This is a genomic window from Caldimonas sp. (genome assembly GCF_046291045.1).
In the GTDB taxonomy this organism is placed as follows: Bacteria; Pseudomonadota; Gammaproteobacteria; order Burkholderiales; family Burkholderiaceae_C; genus Caldimonas.
Genome location: NZ_JBKBSL010000057.1, coordinates 1 through 12291, shown reverse-complemented (window position 1 = coordinate 12291; position 12291 = coordinate 1). Strand labels below are relative to the sequence as shown.

Sequence of the window (12291 nt, the reverse complement as noted above, 5' to 3'; positions counted from 1 at the left end):
TTTGCGTATCGTCACGCCTTGCGCTCTCAGTGCGCGGTAGTTCCGTGCCGCCTGCAGTGCGATCTCTTGCCCACCCAGGGTGATCACGTCCAGGGAAGTCATCAGCCTTCTGGCTTGGTTGAAGTCTTTCTCGCTGCTGAAGCCTTGCAGCACTTCGGTCAGGATCAAGTCCCCCACCGCAAGTGGTTCGGTGCTCAACAGGCCATCCAGTCGCTCGGTCTGTGGCGTCACCAGTCCACGGAAGAAGTCAATCCACACGCTAGAGTCAACGACAATCACTTGTCCGTCCTCATGGCGTTGAGGTCACCTTCCCATTGCAACTTGCCCCGGAAGCGCCGCAACTGTTCTTGCTGGCACAGTCTCAACAGCGTACGCAAGCCGAGCTCAACCGCCTCCTTCTTGGTCTTCAGGCCGGTCGAGCGGAGTACATCGCTCATCAACTTGTCGTCAATCTCTATGTTCGTGCGCATGATGTGTACGTGCGACGTAATGTGTACACATGCTAGCGCTTCGGTATGCATGGGGCAAGCATCTTTCACGGCTCCTGGGCTTAAACGTCAGGCCACCGTCCACGTCAAACGTCGGGCCTCGGAGTTCCAGATTGCGAACCATTGACCGCCTATGAAATCCTTCGCCGTTGTCTTCCTCGTTCTCTTCGTCCTTGCCTCAGTCGCTCTCGTCGTTCTCAGGAAGCTTGGTGTGCTGAATGCCGGCCCGAGCGGCCCATGGCCCTTTTACGTCAAGCGGCCCCTGTCGCAGCCGGAGCAAGTTCTGTATCACCGGCTCGTTCGTGCCCTGCCGGAGCACATCGTTCTTGCGCAGGTTCAGGTGTCTCGCGTTCTTGGAGTCAAGAAGGGCGCGAACTTTCATGAGTGGAACAATCGAATCAATCGGTTGAGCTACGACTTTGTGGTGTGCGCGAAGGACTCCACCGTCATCGCCGCAATCGAGCTCGATGACAAGTCGCACGAGTCGAGCTCGAGAGCCAAGACGGACGAGAGAAAGTCCAAGGCCACAGCCGACGCCGGCCTTCGGCTGATTCGCTGGCACGTCCGTTCGCTCCCGAGTGAACAGGTCATCCGCAGCGAACTGCTTGACCTTGCCCGCGTTTCCCGGATCCCATAGCCGAGACCGTCACGCGGCTTGCCTTTGCTGGGCGGCAAGCCTTTGCGCCTTGAAGGGCATCGGGCCGACATCGTCGGCCCGGAAGAATCCCCGCAAGCCGCATGAACGCGGGTTTCTGGCGACAACTCAGGGCGCCACCCAGTCCTCGATCCTAAGCCCTTCGACCCGCTGGAACTCGCGGGTGTTGTGGGTCACCAAGGTGGCGCCTTCGGCCAGCGCGTGGCAGGCGATCCACAGGTCGTTGGCGCCGATGGGGGTGCCGGCGTCTTTCAGCCGGGTGGCCTGAACGGCGTAGTGGCGGCAGATGGCGGGGGCCGAGGGGTAGATCACCGGCACCTGCCGGGCGAGGTTGTCCAGGGCGCGCAGCACCTGCGGCTTGCGGGTGCTTCGTTCGGCGCTCTTGAGCAGTTCGGCCCAGGTGATGAAGGACATGCACAGCCGGTCGTCTTCTGTCAGCGTGTCCACGCGCTGCGCCACGGCAGGAAGGTGGTTTTTGATCAGATAGATCAGGATATTGGTGTCGAGCAGGTAGATCACAGGCCTTCACGCTCCTGCATCGGCAGCGGGTTATCCTGCTCGGCCTCCAGGGCGGCGATGAAGGCCGCGTCCACGTCCCTCAGTTCATCCAGGGCCTGGAGCAGGGCCGCGCCCCGCTGGGCTCGCAAGGGGTGGATGACGAGATCGCCCTGCTCGTTGCGCGAGATGGACACGCGGTCGGTGTCGAGGCGGAATTCGGCGGGAATGCGCACGGCCTGGCTGTTGCCGTTGTTGAAGACTCGGGTGGTAAGTACGTTCATGGCCACCTCAATGTGTGTACGTCAATGTGTGTATTATCGGAAAAGCGCCGCGACAGCACAAGTCCGTGGTCGGGGCGTCTTGAACACCAATCACCGGGGAAGGCGATGAAACGTGACCATGGGCACCAGCCCGAACACTCCACGACGACCGACAAGGACGCGCGGTTCTGGGACAAGACGGCGCGCAAGTACGCCGCCGCTGCGATCGCGGACGAGGCCGGGTTCGAGCGGACCTTGGCGCGGACGCGGGCGCTCATGCCTGCCAGCGCGCGGGTGCTGGAATTGGGCTGTGGCACCGGGACGGCGGCGCTGCGCTTGGCCGATGCGGCAAAGAGCTATCTGGCTACCGACCTGTCCACCGGGATGATCACCATCGCGGAGGAAAAGTTCGCGGCGCCCGACCACCACGGGCTGCAGGGGCGGCTTCGATTCCGGCGGGCCACGGCGGACGCCCTGGCGCGTGAGGGCGATCGCTATGACGTGGTGATCGGCTTCAACGTCCTGCATCTGGTGGGCGACCTGCCCACGGTGCTCGGCCATGTCCAGGCCTTGCTGGTGCCGGGTGGGCTTTTCATCTCCAAGACGCCTTGCATCGGCGACATGAACCCGCTGATCCGGCTGGCCGTGCCGGTGATGCAGTGGGTGGGCCTGGCGCCGAGCGTGACGACGTTTTCTGCCGAAGGTCTGGAACAGGCGATCCGCACGGCCGGGTTCGACATCCTGGCCAGCGAGCGGCACGGCTCGAAGCAGCGGGATTGGCGTCCCTTCATCGTGGCCCGCGTCGGTGCCTAGGAGTGCCTAGGGGGAAGGGCGCGGGGGCTCGGGCGCGAGGGCGGTGTCCGTCCAGGCCGTGTCGGGGGGCTGGCGAGCGAGCCGCCGTTCCAGTGCGGCCAGTTCGTCGGCCAGCCGATCGATGCGGCCGGTTTCCCATCGGGGGGCGTTGTAGGCGTCGGCCAGTTGGGCGCGGAGCCGGGAATATTCTTCCTGCAGGTTGCGATGGTTCATGTTTCGCCTCGCGCTGACGTGTTGGCACTATGAATGCCGCGCGTAGGCCGGGCTACCCCCTGGGTGCAGGCAGCCCCAGCATTCGGGGGGGCAGCAGCGAGCCGCTTGCGCAGGGTCGCGACGCGCTGTCAGCGGCTTTCGGCCGTTGCGGCCCCCGGTGGGAGGGGGCTCAGCGCCGCCTCCACCACCGGTTTGGCCCACTCCGGTGTGGCGCGCAGCGCCTGCGTGTCGTCGGCCTGCGGGTAGGTGAGCTGCCCGCGGCGCAGTTCCAGCAGCAGTCGCGGGTCGGGGATGGGCTCGCCCGGCGCGGCCTCGGCGCTGTTGTCGTAGACCTGCAGGTGCGCCAGGTGCGGCATCAGCGCGATGAGGTTGGCCAGGGCGCGGGGGTAGCGCTGGCGGATGCGGTCTTCGGGGATGTCGTGGCCGCCGGCGCGCACGCGGGCGGCCACGCGGGCCAGGTGGCGCTCGGGGCGGTCGAGGCCGCAGAACCACATCAGCACGTCGTGCGTGCGGGTGGCGTCCCGCAGGCGCTGGGCGATGGTGGTGCCGCCCAGGGTGGTCTCGAAGGCGTGGTGGCGGCCCTGGGCCAGGGCGGCGTCGAGCCGGCGCAGGCCTTCGTTCCAGGCCAGGCCGCTGGCCTCGTCGGGTGTGGCCAGGCCCGCGGCGACGAGTTCACGCGCGTAACGGTCGGGGTTGAACCAGGTGAGGCCCTGGCGGGTGAGCAGGTGGCCGCCGATGGAGCTTTTGCCGGCGCCGTTGACGCCGGCCAGCACGAAGAGGACGGGGCGTGTGTCTGGGAGCGGCGTCTTCAATAGCTGGCTCCGGCCTGGACCTCACCGCCCAGGCGGGCCGGGCCGTCCATCAGGCCGCGCAGGCGGTCGCCGGCCTCGGGGGTGTTCAGCACGGCCAGGCGTTCGTCAAAGCGGCGGCGCAGGGCCTCGAGGGCGGCCTCGGCCGGGTCGGCGGCATGCTGGGCACGTTCCAGCAGGGCGGCATAGGCCTGCACGGGCAGGATCACCGCCTCGGGCTGCTGGTGGTTGGTGACCAGCACGGGGCCTTGCGTCTGCAACTGGCGCATGACGCCGCGCCAGCCGAGCTTTTTCACGTCGGACGCGGGGGTGCGGTGGAGCTGGTCCACGGGCGGAACGGCCTGGGGCTTGAGAACGGCAGACATGGCGAGACTCCTCGACAGCGTGCTGACATGTTAGGCCAAAAAGGAGATTTTGGCCAAAAGGGGTCAATGGGGCTCGGCCATGGGCTGCAAGCGCCACAGCGAGGTCACCTCCGAGCGCCGCGCCCGGAACAGCGGGTCGGACGGGTCGGCGGCCTTGGGGTGGCGGGGGCGGATGTCGTGGCGGCCGGCTACCGAAAGGCCCGCTTCGGCGATCCAGCCCAGCAGCTGGGCACGCGGGCGCAGGCCCAGGTGTTCGGCCAGGTTGGACAAGATCAGCCAGCCTTCGCCGCCGGGCGTGAGGTGGGCCTTCAGGCCGGCCAGGAAGGCGCGCAACATGCGGTGGTCGGGGTCGTAGACGGCCTGCTCCAGCGGCGAATGGGCGCGGCCGGGCAGCCAGGGCGGGTTGCAGACGATGAGCGGGGCGCGGGCGTCGGGGAAGAGGTCGGCATCGATCAATTTCACCCGCTCGGCCAGGCCCAGGCGCTGCAGGTTGTCGCGCGCGCAGGCCAGCGCCCGGGGCGAGGTGTCGGTGGCCACGAGGCGGTGCACGCCGCGCCGGGCCAGCACGGCGGCCAGCACGCCGGTGCCGGTGCCGAGGTCAAAGGCCAGCTCGGGGGCCGGGGAGGGCAGGGGCGTGTTGGCCACCAGGTCGACGTATTCCCCCCGCACCGGCGAGAACACGCCGTAGTGGGCATGGATGCGTGCGCCCAGGGCGGGCACTTCCACCCCCTTGAGCCGCCATTCGTGCGCGCCGATGGCGCCCAGCAGTTCGCGCAGCGACAGCACGCAGGGCGTCTCGCAAGGGCCGAAGGCTTCTTCGCAGGCGGTGCGTACCTCGGGCGCGCGGCGCAGCGGCAGCGCGTAGTGGGCCTCGAAGGGCAGCAGCACGAGGTTGAGGCGGCGGGCCTTTTCGGCCTGGGCCTTGCGCTGCAGGTGGAAGGCGTGGGCCAGCGGGTCGGTGCCCGGGGCCGGCGGGGGCGACGGCTTGCGCGGCGGGCGGTCGAGCCGCCGGCCCAGGGCCGCGAGCAATTGGCGGGCGTTGTGATAGTCGCCGCGCCACAGCAGGGCGGTGCCTTCGCTGGTCAGGCGCAGGGCGGTGTCGGCATGGGTCTGGTCGTCGACCACCACCACGCGCTTGGGCGGCGGCAGGCCGGCCTCGGAATGCCAGCGGGCCTCGTGGGGCTGGCCGTCTTCGGTCCAGTGCAGGGTCGGGGTGTCAGTGTGCATGCGCCACTGTAGCGGCTGGGGTGTCGTGCGCCAGCGGCGGCAGCCGGTCGAACCAGGGTTGGGCCTGTTCGAGCTGGGCCGCGAGCTGCAGCAGCGTGGCTTCCTCACCGAAGCGCGCGATGAACTGCACGCCCAGCGGCAGGCCCTTGGCGCACCAGTACAGCGGCACGCTCATTGCGGGTGTGCCGGTGAGGTTGGCGAGCTGCGTGAAGGGCACGTGGCGCAGGCTGTCCAGCGCGATCTGGTCGATCACCGGCGCGAGCACGCCCAGGCGGTGCAGGCCGCCCAGCAGGCCCGTGGCACACAGCACGGTGAGCAGGCTTTCCTGCCAGGCCGGTGGGTCGCCGGTGCCGTGCTTCACCGGCGGGCCCGCCAGCGTAGGGGTGAGCAGCAGGTCGTGCTGCTCGTGAAAGCGCCCGAGGCTGCGGGCGAATTCGTTCCAGCGCCAGAGGTGGCGCGTGGCGGTGCCGGCGGAGGTGGCCCGGCCCAGAGCGGCCAGCACGCGGGTCAGCGGCTCGAAGTCGCGCTCGCGGGCGCCTTGCTCGCATGCGAGGCTCACGGCGGCGGCCACCACGCCGAAGTAGAGGTGCAGGTAGCTTTGGGCCAGGGCGCGGCCGTCGAGGTCGGGCGCGCCGGGCACCACCTCGTGCCCGAGCTGGCGCAGGAGCCCCACGGTGTGCTCGACGGCGGCCACCGCTTCGGCATCGACCGGCGTGCCCAGCGGCGAGGTGGTGGTGTAGGCGATGCGCAGGCGCGGGGGCGGCCGGCGCATCAGCTCGACGTAGGGTGCGGGCGGTGGAGCGATGTGGAAGGGGTCGCCCGGTTCGGGCCCGGCCAGCACGTCGAGCGCCAGCGCGCTGTCGCGCACGCTGCGCGAGATCACGCCGTCGCTGGAGGCGCCGTACCAGACCTCACCGAGCGCGGGGCCCACCGAGACGCGCCCGCGAGAGGGTCGCAGGCCGAAGAGCCCGCAGCAGGCGGCCGGGATGCGGATGGAGCCGCCGCCGTCGTTGCCTGCCGCCATAGGCACCACCCCGGCGGCGACCGCCGCGGCCGCGCCGCCACTGGAGCCGCCCGGGGTGTGGTCCAGGTGCCAGGGGTTGCGGCTTCGACCTTGGGCGCGTGGGTCGGTCACGCCCTTGAGGGCCAGTTCGGGCAGGCGGGTTTTGCCGAAGATGACCAGGCCCGCGGTCTTGAGACGGCGCACGATGGCGCTGTCCTGGGCGGCGGCGCGCGTGAAGGCCCGGCTGCCCTGGCCGGTGGGCAGCCCGGCGATGTCGTGCACGGCATCTTTCACGAGGAAGGGCACGCCGCCGAAGGGCCCCGTGGGGCGTCCGTGGGGCGCGGACTCGATCTGGGCGCGGGCTTCGCCTTCCATCAGCCGTGCGAGCGACTGGATGTGCGGCTCGACACGGTCGAGTTGCTGCAACGCGAGGCTCAGCAGTTCAGCGGCGCTGACCTCGCCGCGGGCCACGGCGGCGGCCAGGGCGGTGGCGTCGTGACGCAGGTACTCGTCGTGATGCATGCGGCGCCGCGTCAGCGCTTGCGCGTGCTGGGGGCTGACGCTTCGGCGCTGCCTTGCTGCAACCCTTCGGTCATGCCGATGAGCACCCCGCTGACCAGCGTGGAATAGCCCTCGAGCAGGGCCTGGGCGGTGCGCAGGCCCATGGCGCGGCTCTCACGCAGGGTGTGGTGAGCCTGGGCCAGGAGCTGCTCGACCGTGGCGGCGGCCTGGGCGCCGGTGTCCGTGCCCTTGTGCTTCATCGCATCGAGCACGGGCTGCCAGGCACTTTGCACAGGAGCGGCTGCGTCCTGAATGGCCTTGCCCACGGTGGTGAAGAAGACGTCTTCCATCTTCTCGAGGTTGGCCAGCGCGGTTTTGAGCGGGCCTTGCTGCAAGTCGGCTCCCTGCGAGACGAACTGCTGCAAGGCGGTGCGGTGCGCCTGCACGGCCTTGAGCAAGGCGGCGTCCATGCCGTCGAAGGCTTTTTCGAGCAGCTTTTGCACGTCGGTCGCGCTGCCCGGGTTCTGGGCCGCGCCGGCCGAGGCCGCCTGGGTGACGGACTGCAGCACGCTGCGCACGTTCTGCAGCGTGAGTTCGCGCCCTTGCAGGGCCTTGAGGGTGGCCGCACTCACGGCCTGGCGCAGGGTCTCGCCCTGGCGGGCGGTGGCTTGGGCGAACATCTGGATCAGGGCATCTTGGTCGATGCCGGATTTCGTGCTCATGCGCGTCTCCTCGTCGTCGTGGCGGCGGCCGCGCCCGCGGCGGCACCTGCCGTTTTATAGGCGGGAATCCAGGGGCTGACCAGAGGGGGAGCGCTCGATGAGATCGCGCTTTTGCAGCACCGGCACGCCGTGTCGTACCGCCGTGATCTCGGCCAGGATGGACAGGGCGATCTCGGGCGGGCTGTTGCCGCCGAGGTACAGGCCCACCGGACCGTGCAGCCGCTCGATCGCCGCGGGTTCGAGGTCGAACAGCGCCAGGCGTTCACGGCGGCGACGGGTGTTGAGGCGGCTGCCCAGGGCCCCCACATAAAAAGCGGGGGACTTCAGCGCTTCCAGCAAGGCGAGGTCGTCGAGTTTGGGGTCGTGGGTGAGGGCCACGACGGCGGTGTGAGCGTCGATCCCCAGCGCCTGGATCTCGTCGTCGGGCATGCCGCGGCGCAGGTCCACGCCGGCCAGGCGCAGGCTGCCGGTGAATTCTTCCCGAGGGTCGATCACCACCACCTCGTAGTCGGCCGCCAGGGCCAGCTCGCACACCAGGCGCGAGAGCTGGCCGGCTCCGATCACCACCAAGCGCCAACGCGGTCCGTGCACGGTACGCAGGCAGGTGCCGTCGAGCTCGACGCGTGCATCCTGCGGCCCATCGCGCAGCACCGAGTGCCCGGTGGCGAGGTCGAGCTCGCGCACGGTGCGGCGCTTGTCCAGGATGCGCTGGTGCAGCGCCTGCAACACCTCGGCCTGCGGACGTGGTTCGACCACCAGGCGCATGGTGCCGCCGCAGGGCAGGCCGAAGCGGGCGGCCTCGTCCCGCGAGACGCCGTAGGTGAGGAGCGCGGGGCGCTCTTGGTCCAGCAGGCCGTGGCGCACGCGGTCGATGAGGTCGTCTTCCACGCACCCGCCCGAGACCGAGCCTGCCACTTGGCCATCGTCACGCAAGGCGAGCCAGGCACCGACCGGACGAGGGGCCGAGCCCCAGGTCTGTACCACGGTGGCCAGGGCGACGCGGTGGCCGGCCTGCAGCCAGGCCAGGGCGGTGCGCAAGACGGTGAGATCGGTGCTGTCCATGCGCACAGTGTGCCTGTATCGGAGACCACCGCCATCGCCCGGATCCACCTGTCCGTCCGAAAGGGCGACAATGGGCGTGGCCTTTCCACTCCGAGCGACCATGGACTTCCTCGAACACCTCGACCCCGGCCTCACCATCATCGACACCGGCTTCGTGCGTGCGCGTTTCGATGCGGCCTACCTGATCGTCGAGAACGGCCGGGGGGCCTATGTGGATACCGGACCGAACAGCGCCGTGCCGCGCCTGCTGGCGGCGCTCGAAGCCCGCGGGCTGGCGCCCGAGCAGGTGGACTGGCTCATCGTGACGCATGTGCACCTCGACCATGCCGGGGGGGCGGGCCTCTTGCTGCAGCACCTGCCGAACGCGAAGCTGGTGGTGCACCCGCGCGGGGCGCGCCACCTCGTCGATCCGCGCCAGCTCCTGGCCGGTGTGCGGGCGGTTTATGGTCCCGAGGTGGCCGAGCGCGACTACGGCGAGCTGCAAGCCGTGCCGGCCGAACGTGTGCTGGAAACCCACGACGGCCTGGTGCTGGAACTGGCCGGGCGGCCACTTCACTTTGCCGACACGCCCGGCCACGCCCGCCACCATCACTGCGTCTGGGACGAGGCCAGCCGCGGCTGGTTCACCGGCGACACCTTCGGCATTGCCTACCCCGACTTGCTCACTGCCACGGGCCGCTATGCCTTCCCGACGACCACGCCAGTGCAGTTCGAGCCCGAGGCCTTGCACCGCTCGATCGACCGGCTGATGGCACGCGACCCGCGGGTGATGTTCCTCACGCACTTCGGCGCCACGCGCGAGGTCGATGCGCATGCCGCCATGGTGCGCAGGCAGCTCGATGCGATGGTGCGACTGGGCCGGTCGGTCGCCGCCCGGCCCGACCGCGACGCACGCCTGCGCGCGGGCCTGGCGGCGCTGTACGCTGCCGAATACCGGCGCTGCGGTGGAGCGCTCGACGACGAGCGCGTGCAGGCGCTGCTCGAAGGCGACGTGGAGCTCAACGCCCAGGGCCTGGGCGTGTGGTTGGACAAGCAGGCGGCCTGAGTCAGCGGCGCGGGCCGCGCATGCGCTCGCCCCGTGTGGGGGCCGGGCCGTCGTCTCGGCGCGGCGGACGTTCGGACCGCTCCATGCGCGGCGCAGGCCGCTTGTCACCCCCGCCTTGCGCCTCGCGCAGCAGGTGGTGCATCTGCCCCGGGTGCATGTTCTTGCTGGCGGCGAACTCGTTGATGCTCAAGCCGCTGTCCCGGTAAGCCTTCGCTAACTCGGCCAGGAAGGCCTGGCGCTGCGCGCGCTCGGCCCGCGCCGTCTCCAGCAGGCCGTCCAGTGCCTCGGGCGCAATGCCCTTGAGCGCGCAGAAATTCTCGCGGGTGAGCGTGGTGGTCTCGAAGGCCCGCAGCAGGCCGGCACGGAACTGGCGTTCGGCGCGCTGGGCTTCACGGTGCTTGGCGCGGACTTGTTCACGTTGGGCTTCACGCTGGGCCTCGCGTTGGGCCTTGCGGCGGGCCGGGGCTTCGGCGTCGGCACCCGTGGGCGTGGCTTGCCCATCACGCGGCGGATGCTGCGGGCCGCGGCGCTGCTCGCGGCGTCGCAGCAGGGTTTCCAGGGCGATGCGGCGGTGCTCCTCGCTCAGTTCGCCGGCCGGCAGACCGTCGAGGTCGAAGCGGTGCGAGCCCGTGCTCACGGCCTTCAGGTAGGCATCGCTGAGCGTGTAGCGGCGGAAGAAGGCCGACAGCACGGCCTTGGGGAAAACCCCCGGCGCACGCTCGTTGATGTCGACCTGGATGCGCAGCTTCAGCGGCTTGGGCTCGCCGCCGAACAGAGCGGGAAAGCGCGCACGCAGCTCCTCGGCACAGGCCTTGACCGTCATGGCAGGCGGCGGCGCCGGCGTCTCGGGGGCGGCCCCGGGCGCCGCGACATCGGGGTGGGCGGCCTCGGGGGATGGGGTCAGCTCGGCGGGCGCCGGCGGGGGCGGCGGGACGTCAGCCCCTTCGGGCGGGGGAAGGTTCGGAGAGTCGGCGTTCATGACGGTTCACGGCGTGAAGCGGCGATTGTCGCCGCTTCGGCGGGGCGATGCCATGCAGGCTGTTCAGCGCCCGCGGGGCGATTCCTCGTAGCATCCGACTCCATGGACGACAAGGACGCGGTACCGGCGCGCCGGGCGAGCGCCGTGGGCCTGCTGGGCCTGGCCTCGGGCATGGGCATCGGCCGCTTTGCCTTCACGCCCCTGCTGCCGCTGATGCAGGCCGAGGGCCTGTCGCTTGCGGCGGGCAGCCAGCTCGCGGCGGCCAACTACCTCGGCTACCTGGGCGGGGCGCTCGCGTGCATGGCGCTGAACCCGCGTGCCGGTGCCGCGGCGCGGGCCGGCCTGCTGGGCGTGGCCGTGTGCACGCTCGCGATGGCCGCCTCACCAGGCGTGGTGGTGGCCTGGCTGTGGCGTTTTGCGGCGGGCGTGTGCAGTGCCTTCGTGCTGGTGGGGGTGTCGGCCTGGGCGATGGGCTGGCTGGCGAAAGCGGGCCGCCCGGGCGCTGCGGGCGGGGTGTTTGCCGGCGTGGGCGTGGGCATGGCGGTGGCGGGGGGCATGGCCTGGATGTCGGGGCTGTTGGCCTGGCCGGCAGCGCCCACCTGGGCCGGTCTGGGCCTTCTGGCCGCTGCCGTGGCCGCGGTGGCATGGCGGCCTTTGGGGAAGGACGCCGCGCTGCCGGCGCCGTCCCCACAAGGTGCGGCAGACGGTGTGCCGCGCGCCGTGTGGCCGCTGGTGGCCTGCTATGGTGCCCTGGGTTTCGGCTACATCCTGCCGGCGACCTTCCTGCCGGCGCTGGCGCGCCTGTGGGTGGACGACGCGCGTGTCTTTGGCGCGGTCTGGCCGGTGTTCGGTGTGGCGGCGGCCCTGTCCACGCTGGTGGCCGCACCGCTGCTCGTGCGTCACGGTGCACGCATGGTCTGGGCCGCCGCGATGGGCGTGATGGCCGTGGGCGTGCTGCTGCCGGTGGTCTCCACGCAACCCCTGGCCCTGGTGCTCAGCGCCGTGTGCGTGGGCGGCACCTTCATGGTGGCCACGATGGCCGGGCTGCAGGAAGCCCGGCGCCTGGGGAGCGCGGCGCCCACCCGGGTGATGGCCGCGATGACGGCCGCCTTTGCCACCGGCCAGTGGCTGGGGCCGCTCACCGTGGGCGCCCTGGCCCGCGCCGACGATCCGATCGCCCGGCCCAGCCTGCTGGCGGCGACCGTCCTGCTGATGGCGATGGTGGCCCTGCTGTGGCGCCGTCGCCCCGAAGTGCCAATGCCTCGAAAGGACCCTGCATGAACACCCCCCTGCCGACCGACCGCATGCCCCCGCTGGCGCTGAAGGCAGGCACCGCTGCGGACACCATCGAAGCTTTGCGCGAGGGCTGGCGGCATACCACGATTCCACGCTAGCCCAGGCTGCGCGACATCGCCTGCGCGGCGGCCTGCAGGCGGCCGAGCTGCTGCAGCGCCTGCGACAGTGGCATGCGTGCTGCGGGTGCCTGCAGGGCCAGCGCGCAGCGCACCTCGCCCGGCGCGATCGAGCGCACGGGCACGGCCACGCACACCAGCCCTTCGATGAACTCTTCGTCGTCGACACTGTAGCCCTGTCGGCGGATGGCAGCGAGTTCGCGCTCCAGCGCTTCGGGCGTGGTCAGCGTGTGGGCCGT

17 protein-coding genes are annotated in these 12291 nt (G+C 70.4%); 4 read left to right on the top strand and 13 right to left on the bottom strand.

Going from position 1 to position 12291, the window contains the following annotated elements:
• Together ACK4ZD_RS14680 and ACK4ZD_RS14675 are read right to left on the bottom strand one after the other, a co-directional pair.
• The coding region (locus tag ACK4ZD_RS14680) for a VapC toxin family PIN domain ribonuclease (protein WP_409663686.1) at window positions 1–279 on the bottom strand (279 nt) is incomplete at its 3' end.
• The gene (locus ACK4ZD_RS14675; RefSeq protein ID WP_409663683.1) at window positions 276–470 is read right to left on the bottom strand and encodes a type II toxin-antitoxin system VapB family antitoxin; all 195 of its coding nucleotides are present in this window, start codon (window positions 468–470) and stop codon (window positions 276–278) included. The genes ACK4ZD_RS14675 and ACK4ZD_RS14680, both read right to left, overlap by 4 nt.
• Window positions 471–621: 151 nt before the next feature.
• Between ACK4ZD_RS14675 and ACK4ZD_RS14670 the strand changes: the two genes are divergently transcribed.
• A complete protein-coding gene (locus ACK4ZD_RS14670; protein WP_409663680.1) occupies window positions 622–1125 on the top strand; it encodes a DUF2726 domain-containing protein in 504 nt (167 codons plus the stop codon).
• A gap of 126 nt (window positions 1126–1251) precedes the next feature.
• Here the strand turns inward: ACK4ZD_RS14670 and ACK4ZD_RS14665 are convergent, their stop codons facing one another.
• The gene (locus ACK4ZD_RS14665; protein ID WP_409663677.1) at window positions 1252–1662 is read right to left on the bottom strand and encodes a type II toxin-antitoxin system VapC family toxin; all 411 of its coding nucleotides are present in this window, start codon (window positions 1660–1662) and stop codon (window positions 1252–1254) included.
• Entirely contained in the window at window positions 1659–1922 is a 264-nt protein-coding gene (locus ACK4ZD_RS14660) for an antitoxin (RefSeq protein WP_409663674.1), read from the bottom strand. Before ACK4ZD_RS14660 ends, ACK4ZD_RS14665 begins: the two co-directional genes overlap by 4 nt.
• A gap of 105 nt (window positions 1923–2027) precedes the next feature.
• Here ACK4ZD_RS14660 and ACK4ZD_RS14655 point away from each other — a divergent pair, with 105 nt between their 5' ends.
• Window positions 2028–2714: a class I SAM-dependent methyltransferase gene (locus tag ACK4ZD_RS14655; RefSeq protein WP_409663671.1), complete on the top strand. Its 687-nt coding sequence runs from the start codon at window positions 2028–2030 to the stop codon at window positions 2712–2714.
• 6 nt (window positions 2715–2720) lie between these two features.
• Here ACK4ZD_RS14655 and ACK4ZD_RS14650 read toward each other — a convergent pair whose 3' ends face one another.
• The 7 genes from ACK4ZD_RS14650 to ACK4ZD_RS14620 all read right to left on the bottom strand — a co-directional run bounded on the left by ACK4ZD_RS14650 (window position 2721) and on the right by ACK4ZD_RS14620 (window position 8616).
• Entirely contained in the window at window positions 2721–2927 is a 207-nt protein-coding gene (locus ACK4ZD_RS14650) for a hypothetical protein (protein ID WP_409663668.1), read from the bottom strand.
• Window positions 2928–3055: 128 nt separating this feature from the next.
• Window positions 3056–3739, bottom strand: a complete 684-nt coding sequence (locus ACK4ZD_RS14645; protein ID WP_409663665.1) for an AAA family ATPase — start codon at window positions 3737–3739, stop codon at window positions 3056–3058.
• Complete coding sequence (locus ACK4ZD_RS14640; RefSeq protein WP_409663663.1) at window positions 3736–4101, bottom strand: hypothetical protein; 366 nt, start codon at window positions 4099–4101, stop codon at window positions 3736–3738. The genes ACK4ZD_RS14645 and ACK4ZD_RS14640 overlap by 4 nt, the downstream gene beginning before the upstream one ends.
• Window positions 4102–4164: 63 nt before the next feature.
• Window positions 4165–5328: a methyltransferase gene (locus tag ACK4ZD_RS14635; protein WP_409663661.1), complete on the bottom strand. Its 1164-nt coding sequence runs from the start codon at window positions 5326–5328 to the stop codon at window positions 4165–4167.
• The gene (locus tag ACK4ZD_RS14630) at window positions 5318–6853 is read right to left on the bottom strand and encodes an amidase (RefSeq protein WP_409663658.1); all 1536 of its coding nucleotides are present in this window, start codon (window positions 6851–6853) and stop codon (window positions 5318–5320) included. The genes ACK4ZD_RS14635 and ACK4ZD_RS14630 overlap by 11 nt, the downstream gene beginning before the upstream one ends.
• A gap of 11 nt (window positions 6854–6864) precedes the next feature.
• Window positions 6865–7554 (bottom strand): DUF6781 family protein, encoded by a 690-nt coding sequence (locus tag ACK4ZD_RS14625; protein ID WP_409663655.1) that lies wholly within the window; start codon window positions 7552–7554, stop codon window positions 6865–6867.
• A gap of 54 nt (window positions 7555–7608) precedes the next feature.
• A complete protein-coding gene (locus ACK4ZD_RS14620) occupies window positions 7609–8616 on the bottom strand; it encodes an XdhC family protein (protein WP_409663652.1) in 1008 nt (335 codons plus the stop codon).
• 100 nt (window positions 8617–8716) lie between these two features.
• Between ACK4ZD_RS14620 and ACK4ZD_RS14615 the strand changes: the two genes are divergently transcribed.
• Window positions 8717–9661, top strand: coding sequence for an MBL fold metallo-hydrolase (locus ACK4ZD_RS14615; RefSeq protein WP_409663650.1), 945 nt, complete (start codon window positions 8717–8719; stop codon window positions 9659–9661).
• Between the two features lies 1 nt (window position 9662).
• On the opposite strand, the gene ACK4ZD_RS14610 is transcribed toward ACK4ZD_RS14615, so the two are convergent.
• The gene (locus tag ACK4ZD_RS14610; RefSeq protein ID WP_409663647.1) at window positions 9663–10640 is read right to left on the bottom strand and encodes a ProQ/FINO family protein; all 978 of its coding nucleotides are present in this window, start codon (window positions 10638–10640) and stop codon (window positions 9663–9665) included.
• A 102-nt stretch (window positions 10641–10742) separates the two neighbouring features.
• On the opposite strand from ACK4ZD_RS14610, the gene ACK4ZD_RS14605 reads away from it, so the two are divergent.
• Window positions 10743–11921: a YbfB/YjiJ family MFS transporter gene (locus ACK4ZD_RS14605; protein WP_409663644.1), complete on the top strand. Its 1179-nt coding sequence runs from the start codon at window positions 10743–10745 to the stop codon at window positions 11919–11921.
• A gap of 109 nt (window positions 11922–12030) precedes the next feature.
• On the opposite strand, the gene ACK4ZD_RS14600 is transcribed toward ACK4ZD_RS14605, so the two are convergent.
• A partial coding sequence (locus ACK4ZD_RS14600) for an IclR family transcriptional regulator C-terminal domain-containing protein (RefSeq protein ID WP_409663641.1) occupies window positions 12031–12291 on the bottom strand: 261 nt, incomplete at its 5' end.